The organism is Bifidobacterium imperatoris (assembly GCF_002860405.1).
Lineage (GTDB): Bacteria > Actinomycetota > Actinomycetes > Actinomycetales > Bifidobacteriaceae > Bifidobacterium > Bifidobacterium imperatoris.
Genome location: NZ_NMWV01000016.1, coordinates 132,697 through 158,221, shown reverse-complemented (window position 1 = coordinate 158,221; position 25,525 = coordinate 132,697). Strand labels below are relative to the sequence as shown.

Annotated in this window: 26 protein-coding genes and 1 pseudogene; 16 read left to right on the top strand and 11 right to left on the bottom strand. The window is 51.3% G+C overall.

The window, feature by feature from the left end; all coding sequences use genetic code 11:
* A pseudogene (locus Tam1G_RS06935) lies at positions 1–353 on the bottom strand (integrase catalytic domain-containing protein); the annotation flags it as partial.
* A gap of 312 nt (positions 354–665) precedes the next feature.
* Here Tam1G_RS06935 and Tam1G_RS06925 point away from each other — a divergent pair.
* On the top strand, positions 666–1,472 hold the full coding sequence (locus Tam1G_RS06925) for a DUF1287 domain-containing protein (RefSeq protein WP_423220489.1): 807 nt from the start codon (positions 666–668) through the stop codon (positions 1,470–1,472).
* Positions 1,473–1,480: 8 nt separating this feature from the next.
* On the opposite strand, the gene Tam1G_RS06920 is transcribed toward Tam1G_RS06925, so the two are convergent.
* Entirely contained in the window at positions 1,481–1,846 is a 366-nt protein-coding gene (locus Tam1G_RS06920) for a YccF domain-containing protein (RefSeq protein ID WP_101625948.1), read from the bottom strand.
* Positions 1,847–2,087: 241 nt separating this feature from the next.
* On the opposite strand from Tam1G_RS06920, the gene Tam1G_RS06915 reads away from it, so the two are divergent.
* From Tam1G_RS06915 to Tam1G_RS06845, 15 genes are all read left to right on the top strand, one after another.
* Entirely contained in the window at positions 2,088–2,534 is a 447-nt protein-coding gene (locus tag Tam1G_RS06915; protein ID WP_101625947.1) for a hypothetical protein, read from the top strand.
* Between the two features lie 66 nt (positions 2,535–2,600).
* Positions 2,601–3,449, top strand: a complete 849-nt coding sequence (locus Tam1G_RS06910; protein WP_101625946.1) for a deoxyribonuclease IV — start codon at positions 2,601–2,603, stop codon at positions 3,447–3,449.
* Positions 3,450–3,594: 145 nt separating this feature from the next.
* Positions 3,595–5,682, top strand: coding sequence for a bifunctional indole-3-glycerol phosphate synthase/tryptophan synthase subunit beta (locus Tam1G_RS06905; protein WP_101625945.1), 2,088 nt, complete (start codon positions 3,595–3,597; stop codon positions 5,680–5,682).
* Positions 5,683–5,714: 32 nt separating this feature from the next.
* Positions 5,715–6,584, top strand: a complete 870-nt coding sequence (gene trpA, locus Tam1G_RS06900; RefSeq protein WP_101625944.1) for a tryptophan synthase subunit alpha — start codon at positions 5,715–5,717, stop codon at positions 6,582–6,584.
* A 95-nt stretch (positions 6,585–6,679) separates the two neighbouring features.
* Positions 6,680–7,615, top strand: coding sequence for a prolipoprotein diacylglyceryl transferase (lgt, locus tag Tam1G_RS06895; protein WP_101625943.1), 936 nt, complete (start codon positions 6,680–6,682; stop codon positions 7,613–7,615).
* Between the two features lie 59 nt (positions 7,616–7,674).
* A complete protein-coding gene (gene rpe, locus Tam1G_RS06890) occupies positions 7,675–8,343 on the top strand; it encodes a ribulose-phosphate 3-epimerase (RefSeq protein ID WP_101625942.1) in 669 nt (222 codons plus the stop codon).
* Positions 8,344–8,390: 47 nt separating this feature from the next.
* Positions 8,391–8,654: a phosphoribosyl-ATP diphosphatase gene (locus Tam1G_RS06885; protein ID WP_007054261.1), complete on the top strand. Its 264-nt coding sequence runs from the start codon at positions 8,391–8,393 to the stop codon at positions 8,652–8,654.
* 107 nt (positions 8,655–8,761) lie between these two features.
* Positions 8,762–9,613, top strand: coding sequence for an ATP phosphoribosyltransferase (gene hisG, locus Tam1G_RS06880; RefSeq protein ID WP_101625941.1), 852 nt, complete (start codon positions 8,762–8,764; stop codon positions 9,611–9,613).
* Positions 9,614–9,627: 14 nt separating this feature from the next.
* The gene (locus Tam1G_RS06875; protein ID WP_101625940.1) at positions 9,628–10,245 is read left to right on the top strand and encodes a CDP-alcohol phosphatidyltransferase family protein; all 618 of its coding nucleotides are present in this window, start codon (positions 9,628–9,630) and stop codon (positions 10,243–10,245) included.
* Positions 10,235–11,212 carry a DUF881 domain-containing protein gene (locus tag Tam1G_RS06870; RefSeq protein ID WP_101625939.1) on the top strand — a complete coding sequence of 326 codons (978 nt, stop codon included), beginning with the start codon at positions 10,235–10,237 and terminating at the stop codon, positions 11,210–11,212. Before Tam1G_RS06875 ends, Tam1G_RS06870 begins: the two co-directional genes overlap by 11 nt.
* On the top strand, positions 11,212–11,544 hold the full coding sequence (locus tag Tam1G_RS06865) for a small basic family protein (RefSeq protein WP_033891131.1): 333 nt from the start codon (positions 11,212–11,214) through the stop codon (positions 11,542–11,544). Before Tam1G_RS06870 ends, Tam1G_RS06865 begins: the two co-directional genes overlap by 1 nt.
* Before the next feature lie 2 nt (positions 11,545–11,546).
* Entirely contained in the window at positions 11,547–12,368 is an 822-nt protein-coding gene (locus Tam1G_RS06860) for a DUF881 domain-containing protein (RefSeq protein ID WP_033891130.1), read from the top strand.
* Between the two features lie 6 nt (positions 12,369–12,374).
* On the top strand, positions 12,375–12,818 hold the full coding sequence (locus tag Tam1G_RS06855) for an FHA domain-containing protein (RefSeq protein ID WP_033891128.1): 444 nt from the start codon (positions 12,375–12,377) through the stop codon (positions 12,816–12,818).
* 79 nt (positions 12,819–12,897) lie between these two features.
* Positions 12,898–13,530, top strand: coding sequence for a MerR family transcriptional regulator (locus Tam1G_RS06850; RefSeq protein WP_101625938.1), 633 nt, complete (start codon positions 12,898–12,900; stop codon positions 13,528–13,530).
* Positions 13,531–13,647: 117 nt separating this feature from the next.
* Entirely contained in the window at positions 13,648–14,049 is a 402-nt protein-coding gene (locus Tam1G_RS06845) for a hypothetical protein (RefSeq protein ID WP_101625937.1), read from the top strand.
* 219 nt (positions 14,050–14,268) lie between these two features.
* Here Tam1G_RS06845 and Tam1G_RS06840 read toward each other — a convergent pair whose 3' ends face one another.
* The 9 genes from Tam1G_RS06840 to Tam1G_RS06800 form a co-directional block, all read right to left on the bottom strand.
* The gene (locus tag Tam1G_RS06840) at positions 14,269–14,988 is read right to left on the bottom strand and encodes an HAD hydrolase-like protein (RefSeq protein ID WP_101625936.1); all 720 of its coding nucleotides are present in this window, start codon (positions 14,986–14,988) and stop codon (positions 14,269–14,271) included.
* A 156-nt stretch (positions 14,989–15,144) separates the two neighbouring features.
* The gene (locus Tam1G_RS06835) at positions 15,145–15,492 is read right to left on the bottom strand and encodes an RNA polymerase-binding protein RbpA (RefSeq protein WP_033891122.1); all 348 of its coding nucleotides are present in this window, start codon (positions 15,490–15,492) and stop codon (positions 15,145–15,147) included.
* 90 nt (positions 15,493–15,582) lie between these two features.
* Entirely contained in the window at positions 15,583–18,159 is a 2,577-nt protein-coding gene (locus tag Tam1G_RS06830; RefSeq protein WP_101625935.1) for a DEAD/DEAH box helicase, read from the bottom strand.
* 23 nt (positions 18,160–18,182) lie between these two features.
* Complete coding sequence (locus Tam1G_RS06825; protein WP_101625934.1) at positions 18,183–18,500, bottom strand: hypothetical protein; 318 nt, start codon at positions 18,498–18,500, stop codon at positions 18,183–18,185.
* A 9-nt stretch (positions 18,501–18,509) separates the two neighbouring features.
* Positions 18,510–20,423: a helix-turn-helix transcriptional regulator gene (locus tag Tam1G_RS06820; protein ID WP_033891119.1), complete on the bottom strand. Its 1,914-nt coding sequence runs from the start codon at positions 20,421–20,423 to the stop codon at positions 18,510–18,512.
* A gap of 158 nt (positions 20,424–20,581) precedes the next feature.
* Positions 20,582–22,114, bottom strand: coding sequence for a UTP--glucose-1-phosphate uridylyltransferase (locus Tam1G_RS06815; protein ID WP_207553047.1), 1,533 nt, complete (start codon positions 22,112–22,114; stop codon positions 20,582–20,584).
* 385 nt (positions 22,115–22,499) lie between these two features.
* A complete protein-coding gene (locus tag Tam1G_RS06810) occupies positions 22,500–23,345 on the bottom strand; it encodes a hypothetical protein (RefSeq protein ID WP_101625933.1) in 846 nt (281 codons plus the stop codon).
* 151 nt (positions 23,346–23,496) lie between these two features.
* The gene (locus Tam1G_RS06805) at positions 23,497–24,222 is read right to left on the bottom strand and encodes a DNA methylase (protein ID WP_133124991.1); all 726 of its coding nucleotides are present in this window, start codon (positions 24,220–24,222) and stop codon (positions 23,497–23,499) included.
* A 5-nt stretch (positions 24,223–24,227) separates the two neighbouring features.
* Positions 24,228–25,499, bottom strand: a complete 1,272-nt coding sequence (locus tag Tam1G_RS06800) for a DNA methyltransferase (RefSeq protein WP_101625931.1) — start codon at positions 25,497–25,499, stop codon at positions 24,228–24,230.
* Positions 25,500–25,525 lie beyond the last annotated feature (26 nt).

Below are 25,525 nucleotides of genomic sequence, written 5' to 3'. Positions count from 1 at the left end.
AACGCGCAACCGTCCCAGTCGGCGAGCTCGCCGTGCGCGCGCAGCATGGGCATCCACAGGGGCAGCATCGCCTTGAGGTACTTCGCGCACGGCGCATCCATCATCAGCCACACCTGGACCAGCAGCTCGCGCGACTGCTCCGAATACCGCTTCGGCCGCTCCGCGGGCGACATCGACGGCCTGCCGCGCCCGGCTTCCGTGAGTCTGCGTCTCGCGGTGCTCCTGCCGATTCCCAGCACGGAGCACATCTCATCGAGGATGCGTCCCTTGTCCTTCTTCGACGCCTTCATGTATTCATCCCTGAATCTCAGGGTGACCTGCCGCTTCGTCGCCATGCTGATCCTGTCTTCCATAAGACAAGCCAAACAGGACCGATACCGTTCGCGCTCATTCCCGATGAGGCACCACCACACCCTACGCGCTCAAAAAACGTGAGGCACGTCGCTTTACCAAAGCCTCAAAGCATGGCGCTACCATAAAACCATGAGTGTAAATTGGTGGCGAGTGGTCCGAATCGCGTGCTATGTGCTATTGCTGATTAGTGCTATAGGCGACAATCTGTTGGTTGCCATTATTGCTGCGATTGCGATTGCACTGGACATAATCGAATACTTCTGGGACTGTTATAAGCGGAATCAGAACAACCAACAATCTGCAGGCGAAAAGTGATACAGCGTAACACTCACCGCCGAACGAAGCTGATTGTTGCTGTTGCGATTATCTTGGCGCTGGTGTTCGGCGGTGTGCTCGCCATACGGCATATGACAAGCTTGCCTTGGCAGTCGATAGCAGATGCGGTCACCTCTCGGATAGCAGGCACCGCCTCAGGCATTACTTCACAGGATTCGGATGCTTCGACAATGCCAGCAGATGAAGCCAATCAGAAATATCCGAAAGCAGTAAGCCCGGTCGATTTCAATGGTAATGGAGTCGATGATTATGCGGATATCGTTGCCGGAGCGCGCAAGGATGCCCAGGCCAAACCACAATATGATGATGGCTACTATCAAGGCGGCTATCCACCTGACGACCGTGGCGCATGCACCGACCTGGTATGGCGAGCATTCCGCGAGGCCGGTTATGATCTCAAAGCTATGGTGGACGCGGATATTGCCGCAGACCCAGCTTCCTATGCCGAAGTGGTACCGAATCCCGACCCCAACATCGACTTTCGCCGAACCGGCGTGCTAGACGTATTCTTCGCCAAATACGGGCAAAGCCTTACCGTTGACCCTGCTGACAAAACCGCATGGCAAGGTGGGGATATCGTGGTCTTCAACCACACCAAACACATTGGCATTGTTTCGGACAAACGCGATAGCAACGGCATCACTTATGTGTTGCACAACATGGCACAGAACAAACGCGAAAACGATTATCTGGCATTCGCCCATCGCATGAATGTAACTGGACATTATCGGTTCGACGCTTCCAAGGTGCCGCAACAGGTACTGAAAGTCTGGAAGCAGTAAATTATGGATTACAGATTCTCGATTTGCGCGCCGAATGGCCAGAGCGCCAGTTTCGCCATTTTGAAGGACTGCAAACCAAACGGAATACCGATGATGGTAATGCAATTGAACACGCCAGCAGCCACATAACTCAGTGCCATCCAGATGCCAACCAGTACCACCCACACAATGTTGGCCAGTGTGGAGCCGAAGCCGCCGCCGTAACGTACGGTTTTACCGAATGGAGTCAATGTAAGACCTGCCATCTTAAAAGCCTGGATGCCGAGCGGAATGCCGACAATCGAAATACATAGCACAAGTCCCACCAAGGCCCAGCCAATGGCGATTTCAATGCCGCCGAGAATAATCCACAAAATATTACCGATGAGTCGCATCTCGATCCCTCCCTCAGTACGTGCTTCTGCCAATATCATTCCATTATCGCGCGGATTTGTGCACGAGATTATCGGGGATTCCCCGGATATTGCCTTGAAAAAATAAGATGCCATCGGATTGTCCGAGAATGGTGTGCGCAGTATTGGTACAGAAGGCAAGAGACGGAAATCAATGACATGTGATGCGGATGATACTGTATGCGAGAAGACTGTGATTGCCGTCCATAGGAAAGGATCCTGCATGATGAATACACAAGACAGGCAAGGATACCGATGGGGTGTGGTGATTGTAGTTATTGCGGTGCTGATCGTCGTGGCATTGTGCGTCTTTGAGAAATGGTGGATGGATCGTCCAGCGGATACCTCACATGTCCAATATTCGTATTCGGCATCTAGCAAATTCGACAAGGCGCAGCTTGATGCTGCCGGCAAAACCGTTACCCAGTCCTTTTCGGGATTCACGGGGTGCACGCTGAACAAAGTCTCATATGATGAGGCCGCGGCCAATAAGTTCTTGGACTGGGAATACGACGAGAATGATCGAGAGCGTATGTTCGTAGCCACGGTTGACTTTACTTGCGATGGCAGTGACATGTCCCTATCCAAAGGACCCCAATCCATGACCTGGTATCTGCGATTGAATAATGATGGCAAGACCTGGACGGAAATTGACCACGGTAACGGGTGAAACCAGGCTAGGCCGGCTAACGTAAGATTTCGGTAGCAATGTAGTGAATGAAAGGCGAAGGGAAGCATGGAATTGTTCATTGGGTCGCATCTGTCAACGACTGGCGGATGGAACGCATTGCTCAAGCGTTCGCATGACGAAGGCGGTACGGCATTCGCATTCTTCCCTCGCTCTCCGTATGGCAAACGGTCGAAAGCGTTGGACCCGACGCAAGCAGCGGAGTTTGGAGCACGATTGAAGGCGCAAGGCTATGGTCCACTGGTGGTACATGCGCCTTATGTTTACAATCTTGCCGGCAAGGATGAAGCTAAGCGCCAATTTGCCATCGAAGCATTGATTGAAGATATTGAACTGTTGACTCCGATTCGCGAAGCCGGGCAGGAGACCTACATCAACATTCATCCGGGCTCCCATGTGGGGCAAGGCGCTGAAACCGGCTGCCAGCTGATTAGTGAAGGCCTGAACCAAGTCTTTGAACGTGCGAACGGCATCCCGGTACTGCTGGAGACTATGGCAGGCAAAGGCACCGAATGCGGACGTAGCTTTGAAGAACTCGCCACTATCATGAATGACATCGACAACAAGGCAAACGTTGGCATCACTTTCGACACCTGCCATGTGCTGGACGCTGGATATGATCTGGTAAACCATTACGACGATGTGATGAATCAACTGGATGAGATTATCGGTTTCGGCAAGGTCAAAGCCATTCATATGAACGACTCCCAGTTCGGTCTAGGCTCGCATAAAGACCGCCATGCCAACATTGGAGAAGGCCAACTCGGCATTCCATTCTTCACGCGGCTTGTGAACGACCCGATGATGGCGAAACTGCCAATGATTCTGGAAACCAAGGAACAGACGCCAAACACTCACCGTGATGAAATCGCGCTATTGCGTTCGCTCGTGAAGTAGTTATGACTGGCCGATGATTGCACGCACAGTGCTCCAAGCCAATGATCGAATTGCAGGTAATAGCCCAGAATGTAGGACGGGCGCGGCCTTTACCCTCGCAGTGACCTAGAGTGACGCATGATCGACTACCAGCAAAGGGAGGATCATGTCGGTTCTGGACGAATTAGTAGCGGGTGCGCTGGAAGACCAGCAGACCCGTGAACGCACCGTGTCACTGGAGGATGTCAAGAAGGCCGCACTTGCGGCCACGGCTCCGATTGACGCGATGCGATGGCTTAAGCGCGCGGATGGCATTCCGGTGATTGCCGAAATCAAGCGCGCGTCTCCGTCCAAGGGCCATTTGTCTGACATTCCGGACCCGGCCGGTTTGGCCCGCGAATACGAAAAGGGCGGTGCAAGCGCGATTTCCGTGCTTACCGAGGGCCGCCGTTTCCTCGGCTCGCTTGACGATTTGGATAAAGTTCGCGCCGCCGTGCACATTCCGGTGCTGCGCAAGGATTTCATTGTCACCGACTATCAGATTTACGAGGCTCGTGCGCACGGTGCCGATTTAGTGTTGCTGATTGTGGCGGCACTTGATGATGACAAGCTCAAGCATCTGCTCGATCTGGCACACGAACTCAACATGACCGTGCTGGTGGAAACGCATACCCGTGAGGAAATCGAACGTGCACGCAAGGCTGGTGCCCGAGTGATCGGCATCAACGCCCGCAATCTGAAGAACCTGCGTGTGGATGTCAACAAATACAACGAACTGGCTGCCGATTTACCGGAAGATGTCATCAAAGTGGCCGAATCCGGAGTATTCGGTGCAGTCGAAGTAGAGGATTACGCCCGCGCAGGAGCGGACGCAGTTTTGGTCGGCGAGGGTGTGGCCACCGCCGATAATCATGAACTTGCAGTGGAACGACTAGTAAAGGCAGGAGCACAAGTGAAAGCATCCGAAACCACCCCATTAAGCGAACATCAGGGACCGTACTGGGGACAGTTCGGTGGCCGTTACGTGCCGGAAGCCCTCATCACCGCACTTGATGAACTTGAACGCGTCTACAACGAAGCCAAGGCTGATCCGGAATTCCATAAGGAATTCATGACCCTGCAGCAGCGCTACGTAGGCCGTCCGAGCCCTCTGACCGAAGCTCCTCGCTTCGCCAAACTCGTGAAAGACAAGACCGGTCTCGATGCACGCATCTTCCTCAAGCGCGAAGACCTGAACCATACGGGTGCCCACAAGATTAACAATGCACTCGGTCAGGCACTGCTCGTCAAGCGCATGGGTAAGACCCGCGTGATCGCCGAGACCGGTGCCGGTCAGCACGGCGTGGCCACCGCTACCGTATGCGCCATGCTCGGTCTCAAGTGCCGTATCTACATGGGACAGATTGATGCCCGCCGTCAGGCCCTGAACGTGGCCCGTATGCGCATGCTTGGTGCTGAAGTGGTCGAAGTGACCCTCGGCGACCGCATTCTGAAAGATGCCATCAACGAAGCTCTGCGCGATTGGGTGACCAACGTCAAAGATACGCATTACCTGCTCGGTACGGTCGCCGGTCCGCACCCGTTCCCGGCTATGGTACGTGATTTCCAGAAGATCATTGGTGAGGAAGCCAAGCAGCAGCTCAAGGATTGGTACGGCATCGACCATCCGGATGCGATTTGCGCCTGCGTGGGTGGTGGCTCCAACGCCATTGGCGTAATGAACGCTTTCCTCGATGACGACCGTGTGAATCTGTACGGCTACGAGGCAGGCGGCAACGGCCCCGAATCCGGCAAGCATGCCATTCGTTTCGCGCCCGGTACCGGCCAACTCGGTATGTTCCAAGGTGCCAAGAGCTACCTGTTGGAGACCGACGAAGGCCAGACCCTTGACACGTACTCCATCTCCGCAGGTCTCGATTACGCATCCGTTGGCCCTGAGCACGCATGGCTGAAGGATATTGGCCGTGTGAACTACTCCTGGGCCACTGATGAGGAAGCTATGAATGCCTTCCGCGACCTGAGCCAGACCGAGGGCATCATTCCCGCCATCGAAAGCTCCCATGCCGTGGCTGGTGCCTACAAGGCCGCCGCAGACCTCAAGGCCAAGGGCTATGACAAGGCTGTGATGATCATCAACATCTCCGGTCGAGGCGACAAGGACATGGCCACCGCAGGTAAGTGGTTCGGCTACCTGACTGACGATCAGGCCAAGGCCTTGGAAGTCACCGGCGCACACGGTAACACCGTGGCATGATCCCGAAGAATGCGTAAGTAGGAGAAAAGATTATGACCAATACAGCAACCACGCCATCAGGTCAGCCGCTGGGTATCAGCCACAAGCCTAGCCAGACCGAGGCGATGTTTACCAAGTTCAAGGCCGAAAACAAGCCCGTTTTCATCGGCTATCTGCCGTATGGATTCCCAGATCCGGAGGTTTCTCTGGACGCACTCAAGACGATGGTTGAGCATGGCGTTGACGCTGTGGAAATCGGCTTGCCATACTCCGATCCAGTGATGGATGGTCCCGTGATTCAGGCCGCATCCTCCATCGCCTTGAAGAACGGCGAAACCATCAAACGCGTATTCGAAGCTGTGGAAACCGTCGCCAATGCTGGCGGCGTACCACTGATTATGAGCTACTGGAATCTTATCTACCACTATGGCGTTGAACGTTTCGCCACCGATTTCGAGAACGCCGGTGGCGCTGGCCTCATCACCCCGGATCTGATTCCAGATGAAGCAGGGGAATGGATTGAAGCTTCTGACCGCCACGGTCTGGACCGTATCTTCCTCGTTTCTCCGGATTCCGCGGACAACCGTCTGGAAACCGTGGCCCGTAACGCACGTGGCTTCGTTTACGCCGCAGCCCGCATGGGTGTCACCGGTGAGCGTTCCACTATCGACGCTTCTCCGGAAGTGCTTGTGGATCGCACCCGCAAGGCTGGTGCGAAGAACGTGTGCGTGGGCATCGGTGTGTCTACTGCTGAGCAGGGCGCCAAGGTTGGCTCCTACGCCGACGGTGTAATCGTTGGTTCCGCTCTCGTGCACACGTTGCTGGCCGACGACAACAAGACCGCCCGCGATACTGCCGAGGGCCTGAAGTTGCTTGCCGCCAAGAGCGAGGAACTTGCTGAGGGCATTCATAACGCTCGATGAACTTTCTGGCGAGTCACTACCTTGTTTCGTCTATGACGCAGTAGGGTAGTGACTCGGCAGACACGAGCAATGAATACGGTACAACACGAGGCATCATGAATCTGGCTTATATTCCTTCACCAACCTTCTCACAGTTCAAGATTGGTCCGGTCACCATCCACATGTACGCCATCTGCATTCTGGCGGGCATTTGCGTGGCCGTATGGATTTTGACCAAGCGCTGGAAGCGCTATGGCGGTACCTTCGACCAGATTCTCGATACCACGTTGGTCACTGTGCCCTGTGCTTTGGTAGGCGCACGCCTTTATCACTGCATCACCACGCCTTATGATTACTTCCCACCTACCGGCAATCTCATCAACCTCGTAAAGGTGTGGGAAGGCGGTATGGCCATCTTCGGAGGTATTTCCGTAGGCGCTTTGGCTGCATTTCTCTGGTGTCGTCACAAGCATTATCCATTCGCCATTTTCGCTGATGCCATCGCTCCGGCATTGCCGGTGGCACAGGCTATCGGTCGACTGGGCAACTGGTTCAACCAGGAACTGTACGGTTGGCCCACAAATCTGCCGTGGGGGCTGAAACTCAATGATGCCGATGCCATCGGCAAATCCGAAATCTGCTACAACGGCTCACAATGCCCGGACTACAAGACCACGTTGTTCCATCCAACTTTCCTCTATGAGATGATTTGGAACCTCATTGGTGCAGCGCTCATCATCTACATTGGCTCCAGACTGTATGACCGACTTAAGGCTGGACAGCAATTCGCCATGTATTTGATGTGGTATGGCCTTGGCCGCACTTGGATCGAAAACGTGCGTATCAACTACTCCACGGTCATTCTCGGATTGCGAACCAACGTGTGGACGGCCATCATCGTCTTCATCCTCGGATGCGTCCTCTTCGTGGTGCTGTACCAATATGGGCCGGATCCCAAGGCCCAGGCACAGCGACTCGCCGCAGTCACCGCTGATGAGCTTGAGCGCCAGCGCATTCAGGAAGAGCAAGACGCTCAGAAGAAGCGCAAGTAACAAGAAAATCGTGGAAAATAGTACAACCAAGTCCCATTACAAAGATAAGGTAAGGAACCATGAGTAAGATCGCAATCGCACCTAGCATTCTGTCCGCCGACTTCTGCAACCTTGAGCGTGACCTCAAGGCCATCTCCAACGCTGACTTGGTTCACGTTGACGTTATGGACCATCATTTCGTGCCGAACCTGACTCTTGGCGAGCCTATTGTTGGCCGCATCTGCCAGGTTACCGACCTGCCGGTTGACGTGCACCTGATGATTGAGGACCCCGACCGCTGGGCTCCGGAATATGCCAAGCTTGGCGCCGCATCTGTCTCCTTCCACATGGGAGCTACCCACGCCCCGGTTCGTCTGGCCCGCCAGTTGCGCGACATGGGCTGCAAGGCCTGCTTCGCGGTTCGTCCGGCTGAACCGGTAGAGCCGATTTTCGATATCCTCGACGAGTTCGACATGATTCTTATCATGACCGTTGAACCCGGCTTCGGCGGCCAGAAGTTCCTGGACAACCAAATGGCCAAGGTTCGTCGTCTGCGTGACGAGATCACTCGCCGCGGTCTGAAGACCCGTATCCAGGTCGATGGTGGTGTGAGCCCCAAGACCGCTCATATCGTGGCCGAGGCAGGTGCTGATGTGCTCGTGGCCGGTTCCGCTGTGTACGGTGCCGAGAGCCCTGCACAGGCCATCGATGATATCCGCGCCAAGGCTGAAGCCGCTTACAAGGACTGAAATTAACAAGGCTGCCTAGCCACAGGCTCCCATAAAGGACATGTATTATGAAGACGTTTGAATCCCTGTTCGCTGAACTTTCCGAAAAAGCCCAGACCCGTCCTGAAGGTTCTCTGACTGTCGATGAGCTCGACAAGGGCACCCACTTCATCGGTAAGAAGATTATCGAAGAGGCTGGCGAAACCTGGATGGCCGCCGAATACGAAGGCGCTGACCGTACTGCTGAGGAGATGAGCCAGCTTCTCTACCATGTGCAGGTCATGATGATTAAGCACGGCCTCACCCTTGAGGATGTCTACAAGCATCTGTGACCCTTCAAGGCCCGGCGCCCAGTGCCGGGCCTGTTGGTCTTTGGACCGATTAGCACAACACTTCATCACTAACCAATAACAACTCCCAATAGGGGAGAGGAGTAGTCATGCTGAGAATCGCCGTACCCAACAAGGGAATGCTGTCCGAGCCGGCATGGAATATGCTCGCCGAAGCAGGGTATCGTCTGCGCACCAATCCGCGTCAGCTCGTGGTGCAGGATCTCGACAACGATATTGAACTGTTCTATCTGCGTCCGCTTGACATCGCGGTATACGTTGGCCGTGGCGCCATCGATGTGGGCATCACCGGAGAGGATTTGCTGAAGAATTCCGGCACTGAGGCACTTGAACATATGCCGCTTGGCTTCGGAGCCTCGACTTTCCGTTTCGCAGCTCCGAACGATTCCCCTATTTCCACGTTGGAAGATATTCAAGGCAAGCGTGTTGGCACTACGTTCGACAAGCTTGTTCATGATTATCTGGTGGAGCACGGTGTTGAAGCCGAAACCATCCACTTGGATGGTGCTGTGGAATCCTCCGTTCAGCTTGGCGTGGCTGATTTGATTGCTGATGTGGTCTCCACTGGCACTACGTTGCGCAACGCCGGTCTGCGTGTGTTCTCTGAACCGTTGATGCATTCCGAGGCCTGCCTTATTCGTTCTCCTCGTTTGGACGAGAAGGATCCGCGGCTGGCAGTGCTCACCCGCCGACTTCAGGGTGTGCTTACGGCACATCAGTATGTGCTGATGGATTATGATATTCCGGTAAGCAAGGTCTCCGCCGCAGTGGCCGTTACTCCAGGTTTCGAAAGCCCGACCATTTCTCCTCTGCATGATAAGCAGTGGAACGCTGTGCGTGTTATGGTGCCTAAGGCTAAGGTCAACCAGCTTATGGATGATTTGTATGAAGTCGGCGCACGAGGCATTATCGTCACTGCATTGCAAGCATCCCGCATCTAAACTGTAAAGCTGTTATGACCCAACAGAACACCGATAAGCAGTACAGTCCGGAAGCCCGTGATATCTATTTCACGATTCCGAATCTGATCAGTGCACTACGAATCATTTCGATTCCATTCATCACAGCACTGATCTCACGCCATAGCATGATAGAGGCGTTGGCGCTCATCGCCATCTCTTCAGCATCCGATGGTGTGGACGGCATTATCGCTCGCAAATTCAATCAGGTGAGTAAGATCGGCCAGATTCTCGACCCCCTGGCCGATCGTCTGCTGATTATATGCTCGATTCTGGCTCTGGGTATTGCCAACATCATCCCTATGTGGATGCTGATTGTGGTAGGTTTGCGCGATTTATGGATGGCGATTCAGGTTATATGGCTTGCCCAGTATGACTACGGTCCGCTGCCGGTGCATTTCGTCGGCAAAGCTGGTACAGCTCTGCTTATGATTTCCATTGCTGCACTGATTGTGGCTGATTTGGGTTCCAACCCGTTCTTCCATACGTTGTATTTGGCTGCTCTTGCCGCTGGCGTTTGGGGTATCGCCATGTACTGGCTTGCTGGATACATTTACACGCGTCAGGGTGTTGAATTGCTGCGTAAGGAACTGGGGGAGAAGTATGGCGCTTGATTCCGTTGCGCCGGTCTCGTTTCCTGTACCAGAGGATAACGCGCCGGTGCATCGTCGCGCCATTTTCTCATCCTCCATATCCGGCATAGATTCCCACCATGCGTTAGCCCCTAATGATGCCACCGCCATTCGTACTCGTCGCCGACGTAAGACTGATGACGATTCACTGCGGCTGATTGACGATTTGGTTAATCGACCAATGGATCCGATGTTCTCGGATTCTCGATTGATCCATGAGCATCGTTCCGCTTTTTCCATTTGGTTCAATCGCATCATCGTTTTCGTAATTTGTGTCGGCGTGGGTTTTGCCGGTAGTCTTTTCGTGCAGCAACTGCAATCCGATCCACGCAAACAGGTTCGGCAGACTCTGGTGAGCCAACTCGAGGATCGTAATGATCAGATTCAGCAGCTTACCGGCGATGTGAATGAGCTGAATACCCAGGTTGATAATCAATCGAAGAAAATTTCCGGCAATGTGAAAAGCAGCACATTGCTGCAGGATGAAATGGTCAACGGTACCGTTCGAGTCACCGGTCCAGGTATTACCATGACGCTGGCTGACCCGATTGCAGCCAGCCAATCCGATCAATCCACCTCAACTCGCGTCGGCACAACCAGCAATATTCGAGTCATCACTGACCTCGACCTTCAACAATTGGTGTCACTCATGTTCAGCAATGGTGCCGAAGCAATATCCATCAACGGTAACCGTATCGGCGCGCAAACTTCCATTCGCAAAGCAGGAGGACATATTCTGATTGGCATGATCGCCATCGAAAGCCCCTACAGTATTGAAGCCATAGGCGATAAAAACGTATTGGCGGAACAAATGGGGCAGAAGAAACTCAAAAGCCTTTACGATTCATTCAAAAAAGCCGGTATCTACCCACAGGTAAGTACATCGAATTCGATTACACTTGAAGCAGCGGTTTCTGGTGATATCCAGTATGCAGAGAGGAATAAGTGATGGCAGCCGTTCTAGGTCTGATTATCGGTGTTGTCGTCGGCGTGTTCGTTAAGCCGGACATCCCCGTGGTGATGCAGCCCTACTTGCCGATTATGGTGGTCGCCGCATTGGACGCATTGCTTGGCGCCGCTCGCGCTTACTTTGAACGGAGCTTCTCAGACCGCGTGTTTGTCATCTCCTTCCTTGCCAACGTCATCACCGCAACACTGTTGGTGTTCCTCGGCAATCAGCTTGGCGTAGGCTCGCAGTTGCAGACCGCAGTCATCGTGGTACTGGGCATCCGCATCTTCTCCAATGTGTCCGCCATCAGGCGCTTTATCTTCAGAGGCTGACGATGGCACGCAGATCACGCTCGGATAACATGCTGGAGAAACTGCACGACCAGCATGCCCAAGACAAGGTTAACGACCGGATGGAAACCGGTTCATTCCCTAAAGTGCGCAAAAAGCCTCGCAGGGATTTGAACGCGCACTCCAACCGTTCCCGCCTTATTTCCTCTATTCTGGTCATGCTCATGTGCGCATTATTGGGATTTGCATACATGAGTCAAATCAATAACAGCAAATCCACGTATGAAACGTTGGATGAAAACGAACTTGTGCGCTTGCTCAACGAATCAAACACTCAGATTTCCAATCTTGAGCAACGCAAAACTCAGCTGTCCAATCAGCTGAATTCCTTGAAATCCGCTGCGAACGAGCAGGAACAGGCTCGCAAAATCGCCAAGCAGAATGAGGAAACAAGCGGCCTGATTTCTGGTAGATTGCCAGCGCGCGGCAGGGGAGTGACCGTTACTATCAGCAGAGGCACCGAAGCCAAAGTCGATGCTTCAATTATGTTCAATCTCATTGAAGAGTTACGCAATGCCGGTGCCGAGGTTATGGCCATCAACAGTGTTCGTGTGGTGGCATCCACATACATTCAGGACACTGATGACGGACTGATTTGTGATGGTACGACCATCAAACCACCGTTTGTGGTCAAAGCCATCGGCAATCCGCAAGAGCTCTCCAACGCAGTCGATATCGCAGGCGGTGTTGGAGCCCAGCTGCAGGTTAAATATGGTTCCAGCGTCGATGTACAATCCTCGGATAACATCATCATTGACGAAGTACGCGAAGCTACGCAAAATAAGTACGCGAAGACGGTAGAATGAGGAGTTATGACTGATCCGATTCCAAGCGCAGGCGAAACCACCATTATCGGTTTGCCTGCTATTAATGTATTGCCCGTTACCTCCACTGGCGACCGTCCCCTGACCCAAGAGGATCTGGATACGATCACCCGTTTGGCTGAAGGAACGGCACTGCTGATTTCCACTAGGGGAGCGGTTTCCGGTTCCCGTTATCTGCTTGACGAGGATGAGATTACCGTTGGCCGTGATCCTCGTGCGGATATTCTTCTGGATGATTCCACGGTTTCCCGCCAGCATGCAGTATTCCGCCGTGTCAACGGACAATTCTCCGTTATCGATGCCGGCAGCTTGAACGGTACCTATGTGAATCGTCAGCGTGTCGATCAGGCCGTGCTGAAGAACGGCGATGAAATCATGATCGGCAAATTCCGACTCGTATTCTTCACTAAATCCGCCGTTATCTCTCACTAAGCAGACCCTCCGATGAACTTACACTGGTCTGAGCAATGGTAATCCACAGTTCAGGCCAGCGTAGGTGAAGGAGTGTGTGATGGGAGCCACCGGACTGCATCTTCATATTCCGCTCGAGGAGCGTGAGAACTTGAACGATGAAGCGATTCAGGGGGAGTTGTTCTCCACTGCTGATGAACAAGAGGTGAAACGCGGTTATCGTGGTACTGTTGCGTCTAAAGTAGCCGGTATCACCTATCGCCAGCTGGATTATTGGGCTCGCAAACAGATTGTTGAGCCATCAATAACCCCATCGCATGGTTCAGGATCACGGCGTTTGTATTCGTTTAAAGATGTGGTTATTTTGGCCGTCTCCAAAAGGCTTCTTGATGCCGGAGTTAATCTGCAGAATGTGACAGCTGCCATAGGATTCCTTACTCAACGAAGTACTGATCAGTTGGCGAATGTGACCATCATGTGCGATGGGCAGCATGTGCATGAGTGCACTACGAGCGAGCAAATGCTCGAGCTGTTGCAAAGCGGCAAAGCTGTGTTCGCTGTGTCTGTAGGTTCGTTGTGGCACCAGATTGAGGCCGCATTGGAACATGAGGATTATGTCGATTTGGAAGCGCAACCGGTGAAAATCAGTACCAGTCGGCCGATTGATGAACTGACTGCGATGCGTATGCGCAAAAAGCTTGAAGCACGTCGATTACAACGTGAGATGGCTTAACCCATCGATGAAATATCTGGACGATTTGTTGAGCATATCAGCAAATCGTTTTTCTTTATCAGCAAAACTGTTGATGTACCGATATGAACTGATTGAACTGACCAACATAGGAATGAGATGACGATGTTTGTCGAATTACTACCGGCATTACTGTGGATTATCGCAGCTGTACTAGCGTTCAACATCATTTGTATGACCATTATGCGAGGTCACATTTTTACGCCACGCAGCAAACGTCCACCGGTATATCCGGTCAGCTGGAATATGGTGATGCTGCATGTTGTGTCTTTTATTATGGCAATTGTACCGTTTCCCGTATATGCCTTGACTGCTGGGTATATGGACACTGATGTTCGCGATTTCTATGAAATGAATGCATTGGCTGCGGCAATCATCATTATTGTTTTGGTGATGCTTGAGATTTTGGTTATGTATTTGCAAGCGCATAATGCGATGGAAACCGAAATGGACCGACAGCTTGGCCTGGCCATCCATAAGAATGGCGATATGGCAAAATAGCCGATAATGTACGTTATGTCAGATTAGATTGCGCTTTTTCTTATATCAAGTTTGCGCTGCAGTCTCCCCGAGCTATCCGACATGCCACGCAGTTTCTTATTAAGATGCACATAGTGAGAGGTTTGGTGTTGTAGTCCTAGGCGTAAGACTCGGCCCGAGCGGCCCGGAGCGATCCTAGGACTACAACACCAAACCTCTCACGCTAACACTCATCATGTATCAGTGCGAGGCGAAGTAACGATTCACTGCGTCTTCAAGCTGATCAGTGGTCTCGATGATTTCGTAGACGCCGTGTTCTTCCATTTCACCTTCTGGCGCATAACCCCAACGGCATCCAATGGTATCCAGCCCACAAGCACGGGCACCATCGATATCGGTATAACGATCGCCGATCATCACGGCCTTATCCCCTTGCGCCGGGTCAAAGCCGATTTTGTCGAAGCAGTAACGGATAACCTGATCCTTGTCGAGACGAGTATTGTCCTTGGAAGCGCCGTAAATACCATCAAGCAGCTCGGTTAAATGGAAATGCTCGCAGATCGGAATGCACTGGTATTCAGGCTTGCAGCTGGCCAATGCCAGATAATAACCGTCCTCGCGAAGCTTCAGAAGCTGTTCGCGGATACCTGGGAATACCACATTCACCAAGCGGCCGGGCACCTTGTTGCCAGGCTCATTCGGATCGTCGAATACGGCTTTATCGGCATAGTAGCTACGGTAGATGTCGACCGCATGATCGAGTTCGTCGGCTGGCACATGATTGCGCTGCAGGGATTCGATAATGGCAGGTCCGATGAATCGCTTCAGTTCAGCGTCATCCGGTACGGGGCGGCCCAGCGCTTCAAACGTCTTAACAACGGATGCGATGATACCGCCATCAGACTTGGTCAGCGTGCCATCGAGATCAAGCAGAACCACATTCCTCGGATGCTGTGCCATGAAGGTACTCCCCTGTTTTCTTTCTTGAGATGTGCGTTGCCGATGCTGCATCCAGCAGTATGAGCAACATGTCCAGCAATGATTATGCCCAGTCGCTTTGACTGGGCATAAGTTTACGTGTTGTTCAACTTGCTCCGTGAAATTAGGAGCAAATCATCACTCGTAATCAGGAATCCAACCGTCGCGGTGCATTTGCAGACGCTTCTCAAGCAGCTTGGCAAGTTCTTCCTCACTGCGGCGCTCCAGCAGCATATCCCAATGCGTACGGCTCGGCTTGCTGATTTCGTCAGCTTCACGGTCATCATCGCCTTCACGATGTGCCACGGAACCACAACGGCATTCCCACTCATCCGGCACTTCAGCGCCTTCAGCGAACGGCAAGATGGTACGGTGACCCTTCGGGCACACGTATGCCACATCGTTCCTTGCGGCGAAATCCACATTATCGTCGGATTCCAGCGACTTCGCTCCGATGCTCATACCCCTAAGGCTACGTTCTGCCATATTGGCATCCTCCTTGCAATTTCAGTAACCGTACTACTGTACGCAACAGTTCGGACTTGGTGCCTATTCCCATACTTATGATTCGGCTGATTATTCAACTCCGGAATAGGAGACGATCCCTCGATTGACACGGTCGGCTGCCTCATGGGCGATGTCTTGCAGCGCATCTCCCCCATCCATAGGCAGTGGTCCCGCAACGGCAACCTGTTGAAGTACATCAGCCAGACGTTTTGCGGTACGTACAAAATCACCGCCGGTCATATCGGTACCATACAAGCAGGATGCCAGTGATCCGCCATCCGCCCACTCGTACATGATGTCGACGATGCCGCAGTCGGGTTGCTGCATTTCATCAAGACCGTGATCCTCGCACAACATATCGATGCCGGCGCATATGCCTTTAAGCTGTGACGAGGCGATCGCAATCCTACCGGAAATGCCACCTGGATAATGGCGCGGCTCCCCTTGTGAACCTCGGCGTGATTCATAAACCAGACTGGACAGCACGGCGGCAAATCCTCGAGCATCGAGTTTGTTGAACGTTCCCGCCAACAACGCTTCACATAATTCGAGGTCATGCTCACTGTAGATTCGACGCAGTAGTCGGCCTTTATCCGTAAGCGTCATATCAATATGGCCTGAATCATGCTCATGCTTATCCAAATAACCAAGCTGGCACAGGATATCGCAGATATGATCGAATTGCCTTGCCACGGAACCGGTGCGTGAATCATAACGATTTTGCACTCGTGCAAGTTCCCGTGTCTCCCGTGCCCACCGATGCCCCCACTTCAGGTGCTGTTGAAGATCCGGGCAATTACGGCAAGGATGCTCACGTTCGGCTTTGCGCAGCGTACTGATTTTCTCATCGAGTTGCTGGAACGCGTGGGCACGATCCTGCTCGGTGAGGAATATTTCATGCTTGAGTTTGCGGCGGCCTTCTTTTTCAACCTCGCTTAATTGCATGCGAATGGTCATGAATTCCTTGAAATCACCATGATTGCATTGGAACGCCTGTTCATAGCCTTCCAAAGCGTTCTTCAATGTGATGATCTGCGATTCAAGCTGCCATGCCGATTCGTTGGCTTCCCACTGTGCAAATGATTGGTCCAATGTGACGCGTGCGGTCTCATAGTCGCTGGTATTCAGCAGGTTCACAGCCATATTGAATGTTGGCCGGAAGCTGGAATGGAGCGGATAAACACGCTTGGATGACAGAGCTGCAGCAGTAGCAGGTACGAAATCTTGATGATCAACCACAATGGCATGGCCAATCGTGTCGATGCCACGTCTGCCGGCACGGCCGGTGAGCTGTGTGAACTCTCCAGGCGTGAGCGCCACATGACCGGTTCCATTGAATTTCTCGAGCTTTTCCACCACCACGCAACGCGCTGGCATATTGATGCCCAAAGCCAGTGTTTCAGTGGCGAATACCATTTTGACGAGACCCTCTTCAAAGAGTCTTTCGACAATCTGGCGGAACAAAGCAATCATACCGGCATGATGCGAGGCGAAACCTTCCTCCAGAGCAAAACGGAACCTCGAGAAATGAAGGGCCTTCAAGTCCTCCTGGCTCAGCTGGCCAGATACCATTTCATCTACGATGCGGCGAATCTTGACTGCTTCCTCATCGGTGGTGAGCTCCAGACCAGCATTGATGCACTGTTCCACAGCTTGATCGCAGCCGTTACGGGAAAAAATGAAGTAAATGCCCGGAAGCATGCCGAGGAAATTCAATTCATCGACGACAGCCCAGCGGCGAGGCGTATGTCGTTGAGGTTTGGGCGTATGGCCTTTAGGACCTTTTCCCTTGAACCCTTTACGCTTGTCTGGGCGTTGTTCACCGCGACGTCGTGCCGCTTTGCGATCGAATCTATCCATCGTATTGATGAGTTCCGGATTGAGCTTGGTGGTTTGCTGACCGTTGCCATCCCTGCGGTATAAATCAAGGACCTCGGGCTCGGTATGATCATCAGCCTGCACAATAACATGCTGTTCAAGCGGCACCGGACGATGCTCGCTGATAACCAGTTTGGTGTCTCCTCGAACCGAGGAAATCCAGTTAGAGAAATCCTCCACGTTGGATACGGTGGCTGATAGGCCAACGATTCTCACCGTTTGCGGCAAATGGATAATGACCTCTTCCCAAACCGGTCCGCGGAATCGATCGGCAAGATAATGCACCTCATCCAAAATCACATAGCGCAACGCCGTCAAAGTCGTTGAACGCTCATAAATCATGTTGCGGAGCACTTCAGTGGTCATCACCACAATATCCGCCTCGGAATTAATGGAGGTATCTCCGGTGAGCAGTCCTACTTTATCCTGGCCATAAATCTCCACCAAATCATGGTACTTCTGGTTGCTTAGTGCCTTGATGGGAGTGGTGTAGAACGCTTTGACATTACGTTCCTGAGCAAGATATATGGCAAAGTCAGCTACCACCGTTTTACCAGCACCGGTAGGCGCTGCAACCAGTACATTGCTACCTTGTTCCAATGCCTCATTAGCTTCGGTCTGGAAATCGTCTAAATCAAAGGGCAGTGTTGCGGCAAAACGTGCTGCAACAGATGCTCTGCGCTGCTTGACTTTTTGAAATGATGCGTACCGTTGCGAAGGACTCAGCGTTGTTGATGCTTCATTCTTCTGATGATGGTGACGTGCCATAATGTCTTCCGCCTAGTAGTTGACTAGTTGTTGAACCGCTTCCACCTATTCCACGCCTGAATATGACGTTCCCGTTTGGCTGCCTTACGCTTGATGACCTCCGCATGAGCGTCCGCGTATCGATCCTGTGCCGCGCTCAACGGTTGAGTGAACGATACGGGCGTCATGACACGATGGTCGTCGTCCGTATCGCTCATTTCAGCGAACTTCTCTCCTAGCCGTCCGCCGATTTCACTCACATCTCGTAATGCATGCATGCCATGCACGCCGGCATACACTAGTCCGGCGATGATCATGGCCAGCATGAACAACGCCAGCACCAGCCATATCCACCAAGGCATGGAAGCTCCTTACTTATCTGCGCTCAAGCTGAGTTCTCGCTCCGCTCGAGCGATAATCATCGTACGAAGCGTATCTGGCGCGACTGCCGTGATATGGCGTGCATGAGCGATGCAAAATGCCACGAACCAGGAATCAGAAGATACAGTCAGATGAACCTTCTCCCCTGCTCCGCACTGTTCTACAGTGGCTCCCGGCAGGGTCTTAATGAATGGCAAATCCGTTTGATCGGTAATGAATACCGCTTCGGTGCCATTATCGAAACTCCATTTGCGTAATTCACTGACCGGCATGTTCGGCACATCGATGGTCTTCGTGGGTTTAACCACTTCGGCCTTTTCGATGCGTGCCAAACGCAAGACCTGCCATGTGCGAGGCTTGCCATTCGCCTTATCGATGGTCTTGTCTTTAGAGACGTAAGCCTTCTTCTCCTTAGGAGCTGCAGCGCCAACGTCAGTATAGACGGCCGCGTAGTAGACACCCTCATCGATGAAAATCTTGGCAGGCGCAACGAGCTTGCGGCGTGTACGACCGGTACCATCGGTGTATTCCATATCAAGCAGCGAATCAGTGTTGATTGCACGCTTGACCACGGAGAAACTACGCGGTTCCAATTCGTAGCCGGTCAAGCTCAACCACGGGGTCTGACCGGGGCTGACATGGCGGCGGAGGCGCGTGCACAGTGATTCAGCCTGTGCACGCTGCTTATCAGGCAGCAATGGAGAATGAGCCAAGTAGCTGACTGAAGCGGTCAGCATACTGAGATACTGCGGTGAAATGCCTGCCAGACGCTCCAAGCCCAGCGAATTCGTGGCGGAAACAATGCCTTCGGCATCCAACAGCGGCCAATCGATATCAAAGAACTGGCTACCAGCCATTTCGCCGTCATCAGACACCGTGGTGAGAGTGTTGATGTCCTTATGAATGATGTTGACGAATTTCTTCAACTCATCATCATTCTTCGGCTTGCCGATAAATCGTACAGCCAGTTCGCTCATCGAGAATTCTTCACCAAGGTGAGCGGAAAGGAACAACATCAACCTCAGACGGCGATCCACCTCACTGCCGGTCTGGAATGCCGAGCCATTCTTCTTGTTCTGAGCCTTAATCGATTCAGGATCACCAGGCTCGCTGACATCACGGCTAATGGAAGGCGATACCACAGAAGCGCTGACAGGGCCGGCGGATTCATCCGCAAGCGTGAACTGGCTGGCGGCATGCAGACGACGATGGTAGGCATCCACAGCCTCCTGCGGGCTGACGATAGTGGCACCCGGATGTTCAAGCACATACATGGCCAAATCATCGGAATCCGTGTATGCCACATTCAGATGTTCGCCATCCACGTCCACAGTGGCCGCGAAACGACGCGAATCAATGACCTTGACCAAAGAGTCAGGAATATGCTGCGTTCCTAAGCCAGGTGCAATGGAATCCAAGCCCAGTCCCGGAATCGGCGTTTGCGGCACACGAGGCGTAGTACGTGATGCGCGCTGTGCGACTTGCGATTGATCAGGTTCAGAAGAGATGGCCATAGAGCGAGCCAAATAATTGGCTGCAGCAAGCACAGGCATGTCTTCTGGTTCAAACATGAGCCGAATACGAGGTTCATCACCTAGCTGAAGACGATAGGATGCGAAATCCTGACCTTCAGACTTGGAAGAATATTCAGGTTGCCTTGATTCAATGGCGATTCCCATAGCCGCAAGCTTGGCGCGATCACGCTGGAATTGCTTGGCAAATGCAGCCTTGGCTGCCTGATCGGCAAGCTCCCCATAAGAGTCCGCATATGCCTTGACTCGCTGCGCAATTTGGCGAGAAGTCAGCCATTGCGGGAACGCGGATGACAACACAGCCAGTACGTCTAGCTCGTGCTTGCCCCACTTGTCGGAAAAACGCCGACGCCCGCTTGTACCTTCTGCCATTAGTCCTCACGTATAGTTATTGTTTCTTTATAAGTATGCGATTGTTATTCGCACTTCCTCTATCTTAGAGGTTTTTTTCCATGATATGCGTCATTTCGCAAAATTTAACGGCCCTTTTTTGTCGGGGCCGTTAAATTTCTTGAAATTTTGTGGTGAAATCACACCCAATCATCCGGTTCGATGCCTTGCGGGCCAACGTATTCGCCGTTCGGCACGTAGCTCGGCTCTTCCTTATCTTCAAGTTTGGCATCAGCGAACATGATCACATCACGGCCGAATGTCCAGTCACCCTTGATTGTTACCGAGTTTGCAGCGGCCAATGATGGTACTGCATAGGGGAAACGCTCATCGAAATCATGGATGTTCTTGTAGAAGCGCGGGTCCAGCTCGACATTCGGGAAGATGTAATTGCCGTCTTCCATTTCATAGCTATCGGTCAGATGGAAGCGATCGGAACGCATAATGAACAAATCATTGGTGGTCTTTACAGGCAGGAAGCGCATACGATCAACCTGCACGCAAATGGCACCGTTGAACAGTCCGATTGCTGCTCCCATAGCGGTTTCCAACTGGATAACCTGTTCCGAATCCGGGTTGGTGGGATCGACGGTTTTCTTGTTGCGAATAACCGGCAACGGTAGCACACCATTGTATTCGGTGAGCTTGGCTTTCAGCGCATCGATACGAATCCAAATCGAATTCGTATTGAAATACGGATGCTTGGTGATGTCTTGTGCCGCGGCTTTATCGTCCGGGTGCACCTGGCTCATTTCACGCAGCATTAAGCGGCCGGTCCTTTTATCGCGTACGATATGGCCGCCCTTACGGTCTGCTGGGGTGCGTATGGCCACCTCGGCCATGAATGGTGCTCCAGTGTTTTCGAAATGCTGCGCCAACGTGCGTGAAGGACGCGCGCCGAGGTTATCCGAGTTGGAGATGAACAGGTATTCGAAACCATGCTCTTGCAACACATCCAGAAGGCCTGATTCCCAAATGGTAGAGAACAGGTCACCGTGTCCGGGAGGACACCATTCCAGATCGGGATTCTCAGGGAAGCTCACCGGCTCACCGGTCGCGGCCACAAGCTTTGGCTCCTGATGCTGGATGATTTCCATTGGAATTTCGGTTTGCTCGAACTTACGATTATGCTTCAACACCTTCATGGTATCCGCTGAGGTGCGGAAGGAATTCATGAAGGTTAATGGAAGCTCGACATTCAAACGGGTACGCGCGGTAAGCACCTGACCGATAATGATGTCGATAAATCGCATCTGCTTGGCTTTATGACGCCGTACAGGGAGCAATGACTTGGCACATTCAAGACCCATCGAAGTGCCAAGGCCACCGTTGAGCTTCAGGAACGCTGTCTTTGCGAAAGCGTCCACGGCCTTATCGTGGTTGATGGTCTCATAAACATCGTGGAAACTGGGCACTCGTTCCAGTGGTTCGACATCATCCTCACGAATCCAACTGGAGGCTTCTTCTCGACGCCAAACATTGAATAGATGGTGGAATTGGTTGATGGCTGTTTCGGTCATGCCCTGTTCACGCATCTTGGCTGCCGAATGCTCGAAAATTTCTTCATCGGTATTCTTGACAGCTGAGGGATTGACGGAAGTAGCGGCAGTGATGTCAGTGTTGGAGTCCACTCCCCCGTTACTGAGCTGAGTGCCATCGTTCTGTTCGGTCATTCAGGTCCCTTTCATCAAAACTACAAGGCATAAGTCTATCGCTTGAATCGATGGAATGTGGCGCAACAAGCCTAATAAAGAGGTGCTTTTATGGTGAACATAGGGTGATTGACGTGCCTATCGTGGTAACAACCCCTTACATATAGGGGGTATATGGGGTTTCGGAACGAACATTGCTCGTGGGTTATAGAAATCCGAATTTTGGGACCGCCATCCTTTCGAAAGTCATCATTCTTTATTAAGCGCCAGTCTTCCATTGCTTGAAGGCACTTGATAAATCACTGTCCGGTCATAATCATGTCCTCGGATTTTCGGAGTGGAGACAATGCGTGCTGCCAAGCCTGTATAGAAGTGCCAAGGGTATGTTGAATGACGATGAACGATACTAAAGGAGCGTCCGCAGTCCTCCGGCATAGGCTAAAGAAGCATTAAAATGATTGGTAACATTCAGTCGATTCTCCTCGTTAATCAGGAGAGATTGAATATCCGTATTCGTCGAACTGACCTCTAAAGGCTTGATATATACATTCCTGCTATATCTCCAATAGTCTAAGAGTGCAGCATCTTGTGTAAGTAAGACCGACCCATGCCTGATAGATGTGACATTCAGCATGGTTAAATCCCATGAGACGTTCCAGGCGGACTTCGCAATCATGTCACCCGTATGAGATCCACTATCATGAGTTAGACGGTTAAATGCGAAGCCCAGCCTATCCGAAAGGAAGGCTTTAGAAAACCTAAGTGTTTCCGAATCCAAATAAAACCTATTGCTCAAAATCCAATGATAGAAATCATTCCATGAAATCTTTTTTTGTAATGAAAAGAGGTGGAGCAGTGCAAAATATGATGATAAATGTGTTGCATAAATTTTGTTATACATATCTGCTGTCTTAGAAATTGACAGAGAAGGAATAGAGCGAGCGGTATCATTCAGAAACTCTAATAAGCGTTGATAGCTCAGAGTTTTTATGTACGGGAAAAGCGAGTTGCAATAGGAAATGACTTGTTCTTTATCCTCATGTGCTCGTTGACGATACTCTTCGCACGCTCCAAATTGCCAGTTAACTGGCAATGAGCAATCATTGGATAGTGTCCATATCAGTCTATCCGGGAAGAGACTCTGAATGGGTTTCTTCCCGGAGACTGCGATAACAAGTGGATTGACGAGATTACTATCTAATATGACTTCTTCCACATCATCTTCTGATGGGCCGATGCTATAAATACGCATGCTGTCTAATCGTTGTCCATAAGCGCTAGTTTCCTTAGAGCATCATATTTATTTGTAAATTCCATAATGGTTTTTGATTCGTTTGAATAGTCGATGCGAATCTCAAAACGAATGAAATCATATCCAGTGCTTTCATTAAGGTCCATTGATTCTATATAATTACGAGCATCTTCAATTGTTCCAAAGGTTTTTTATTACCCCACAACGATGTGATAGACACTCTACTCACATGGCGATCAAGGGACTGATCCAACACTTTTGCAAAAATCTCAAAAGAATCTTTTTCTTCCTGGAAAAGATGGTGCTTAATTGTTTCTATTTCGGAATCCGTCAAATGCTCGAATTTCTTTACCTGCTCCTCAATCTTTTCGTCAGGGGTGTTTTCTTCCCAATACGCATCAATACCGACTGTCTTGAATGCGTCTACAATCGACCGAAGGGGAAAATGTACTACTACAAATCCCTGAGATCTCAACTGCTGCAATGAGTTTTCGGTGAACTCTCCGGCAAGTACCGTTCCTGTAAAGGGAGCATCGTCTGCATATTTACGTGCGCATGCCAGTACTGCAGAAGAGATTTCTTGTGCTTTATTTTTTGAGTGCTTCGTGTATCTACGCCATGCGACTTCGATGAAGGCGCGCGGTCGGCCGATTACCTCCTCACTACCGCCTTCCTCTACAACCAAATCCAAATCATGGAAATTGCCTAAGGCATCTTCAACATGTATCTTCCTGTTGCCGTTGCGAGCTGGACGAGGGTGAATGAAATCTAGATACATATGATGCTTTTGAACTATTGGACGCACGGTCTCAACTGTGGCCTGTTCAAGTAAATCACCAATAATCTGACCGAAACGGTGCGTAGGAGAATTTGCCATTGTTATCATCCCTCAACCCAGAGGTACCCTTCCTTCAAGGGTACGCGATGCTTCCTGTTCTTCCACTTGATATTGCGATCACGCGTTTTATCGAAAGAGTAACTATTAAATCCCACGGACTGAGCTAAACGCCCCAGCCAGTCATCAACAGGCACATATATGCCATATGGAGCCGAATCGCCTACCACAAAGCAGACACGCGAACCATCTTTACAATATGCACGAAGATTGCGGAAAACATGAGCAAGATCAAGGAAATACAACGCCACCATCGTATGGTAGTTCTTTTTCCCTCCATGATGCTCTTTTTCTTCATCTAATCTTCTACAAACATCAATTATTTCATCATGGATAGGTGCGAGGATAGGATTTTCCAGATATTCAAAAGTTTTTTTCTTCTCTTTTGAAACCATCTGGGAGCATGATCGAACAAGACCAGGACGAATTACGTCTTGAAGGTCTCCCCATCCTTTAATCTCCCCCAAAACACTTAGCTCTAGTCGAGTGGCATCAGCATAGTCATAATTATTGGCATACGGTGGTGAAGTAAGGACTAAATCTATTCCGTTATCCATTCCTTCCTGGTATTTGCGCGAGTCCTGCTCTAGAATGCTGGACTGCTTCACAGCACCACTGTTCTGCATATAGATTAGGTCATTTGCCATTACGTCAATCTGATGCAGATAGGCTTTGAGAGCGTCAGAGACTTTAGCTTTTGTTTTATTAGGTAGCACGTATTGCCATGTTGCTGTTCCAGCGTGAGATGCTGAACGCAGAATACAAATAAAAGCAATCTTTGCCAATTTATATTCTGGAGTATCATCTGCAGATCGTTCGAGGGCTTTTCGCAATTTATCGATTTCTTGCAGATTCTCTTTGCTATAACATTTCTCAACAATGGTTGGATACTCATACATTGGATCGGTAATACTGACTGCAGCATCAGCGATAGCTTTTCCTTTTCGGACGAATGCTTCTGGATCCGTATCCCAAGCAAGCTTAGCCGCGGCAATTTTATTTACCAATGGATGGGACTCAAAACCGATAGAGCGCACGCCGACTTGATCGGCAGCAAGCATTGTTGTTCCACTGCCCGCAAAAGGGTCCAGAACCGTGAAGTCGTCTTTTCCTCCAGTACGTACATGCTCAGACTTAATAACGGATTCCGCCCATTGCGCGGAGAAACCGGCGGAGTAGCGGTACCAGCCGTGTATCGGCAACTTAAGGTTGTCTATGAACGTTGTGGCAGCTTTCTGCCTAGTCTCGTCTTGCTTCATAAGAATCTAGACTAGCGGGATTCTTG

Excerpts from the sequence above, each read along its gene's own strand:
- Tam1G_RS06920 (WP_101625948.1), bottom strand. The coding sequence starts at position 1,846 with ATGCGACTCATCGGTAATATTTTGTGGATTATTCTCGGCGGCATTGAA.
- Tam1G_RS06915 (WP_101625947.1), top strand. The coding sequence starts at position 2,088 with ATGATGAATACACAAGACAGGCAAGGATACCGATGGGGTGTGGTGATT.
- Tam1G_RS06910 (WP_101625946.1), top strand. The coding sequence starts at position 2,601 with ATGGAATTGTTCATTGGGTCGCATCTGTCAACGACTGGCGGATGGAAC.
- Tam1G_RS06905 (WP_101625945.1), top strand. The coding sequence starts at position 3,595 with ATGTCGGTTCTGGACGAATTAGTAGCGGGTGCGCTGGAAGACCAGCAG.
- trpA (WP_101625944.1), top strand. The coding sequence starts at position 5,715 with ATGACCAATACAGCAACCACGCCATCAGGTCAGCCGCTGGGTATCAGC.
- lgt (WP_101625943.1), top strand. The coding sequence starts at position 6,680 with ATGAATCTGGCTTATATTCCTTCACCAACCTTCTCACAGTTCAAGATT.
- rpe (WP_101625942.1), top strand. The coding sequence starts at position 7,675 with ATGAGTAAGATCGCAATCGCACCTAGCATTCTGTCCGCCGACTTCTGC.
- Tam1G_RS06885 (WP_007054261.1), top strand. The coding sequence starts at position 8,391 with ATGAAGACGTTTGAATCCCTGTTCGCTGAACTTTCCGAAAAAGCCCAG.
- hisG (WP_101625941.1), top strand. The coding sequence starts at position 8,762 with ATGCTGAGAATCGCCGTACCCAACAAGGGAATGCTGTCCGAGCCGGCA.
- Tam1G_RS06875 (WP_101625940.1), top strand. The coding sequence starts at position 9,628 with ATGACCCAACAGAACACCGATAAGCAGTACAGTCCGGAAGCCCGTGAT.
- Tam1G_RS06870 (WP_101625939.1), top strand. The coding sequence starts at position 10,235 with ATGGCGCTTGATTCCGTTGCGCCGGTCTCGTTTCCTGTACCAGAGGAT.
- Tam1G_RS06865 (WP_033891131.1), top strand. The coding sequence starts at position 11,212 with ATGGCAGCCGTTCTAGGTCTGATTATCGGTGTTGTCGTCGGCGTGTTC.
- Tam1G_RS06860 (WP_033891130.1), top strand. The coding sequence starts at position 11,547 with ATGGCACGCAGATCACGCTCGGATAACATGCTGGAGAAACTGCACGAC.
- Tam1G_RS06855 (WP_033891128.1), top strand. The coding sequence starts at position 12,375 with ATGACTGATCCGATTCCAAGCGCAGGCGAAACCACCATTATCGGTTTG.
- Tam1G_RS06850 (WP_101625938.1), top strand. The coding sequence starts at position 12,898 with ATGGGAGCCACCGGACTGCATCTTCATATTCCGCTCGAGGAGCGTGAG.
- Tam1G_RS06845 (WP_101625937.1), top strand. The coding sequence starts at position 13,648 with ATGACGATGTTTGTCGAATTACTACCGGCATTACTGTGGATTATCGCA.
- Tam1G_RS06840 (WP_101625936.1), bottom strand. The coding sequence starts at position 14,988 with ATGGCACAGCATCCGAGGAATGTGGTTCTGCTTGATCTCGATGGCACG.
- Tam1G_RS06835 (WP_033891122.1), bottom strand. The coding sequence starts at position 15,492 with ATGGCAGAACGTAGCCTTAGGGGTATGAGCATCGGAGCGAAGTCGCTG.
- Tam1G_RS06830 (WP_101625935.1), bottom strand. The coding sequence starts at position 18,159 with ATGGCACGTCACCATCATCAGAAGAATGAAGCATCAACAACGCTGAGT.
- Tam1G_RS06825 (WP_101625934.1), bottom strand. The coding sequence starts at position 18,500 with ATGCCTTGGTGGATATGGCTGGTGCTGGCGTTGTTCATGCTGGCCATG.
- Tam1G_RS06820 (WP_033891119.1), bottom strand. The coding sequence starts at position 20,423 with ATGGCAGAAGGTACAAGCGGGCGTCGGCGTTTTTCCGACAAGTGGGGC.
- Tam1G_RS06815 (WP_207553047.1), bottom strand. The coding sequence starts at position 22,114 with ATGACCGAACAGAACGATGGCACTCAGCTCAGTAACGGGGGAGTGGAC.
- Tam1G_RS06810 (WP_101625933.1), bottom strand. The coding sequence starts at position 23,345 with ATGCGTATTTATAGCATCGGCCCATCAGAAGATGATGTGGAAGAAGTC.
- Tam1G_RS06805 (WP_133124991.1), bottom strand. The coding sequence starts at position 24,222 with ATGGCAAATTCTCCTACGCACCGTTTCGGTCAGATTATTGGTGATTTA.
- Tam1G_RS06800 (WP_101625931.1), bottom strand. The coding sequence starts at position 25,499 with ATGAAGCAAGACGAGACTAGGCAGAAAGCTGCCACAACGTTCATAGAC.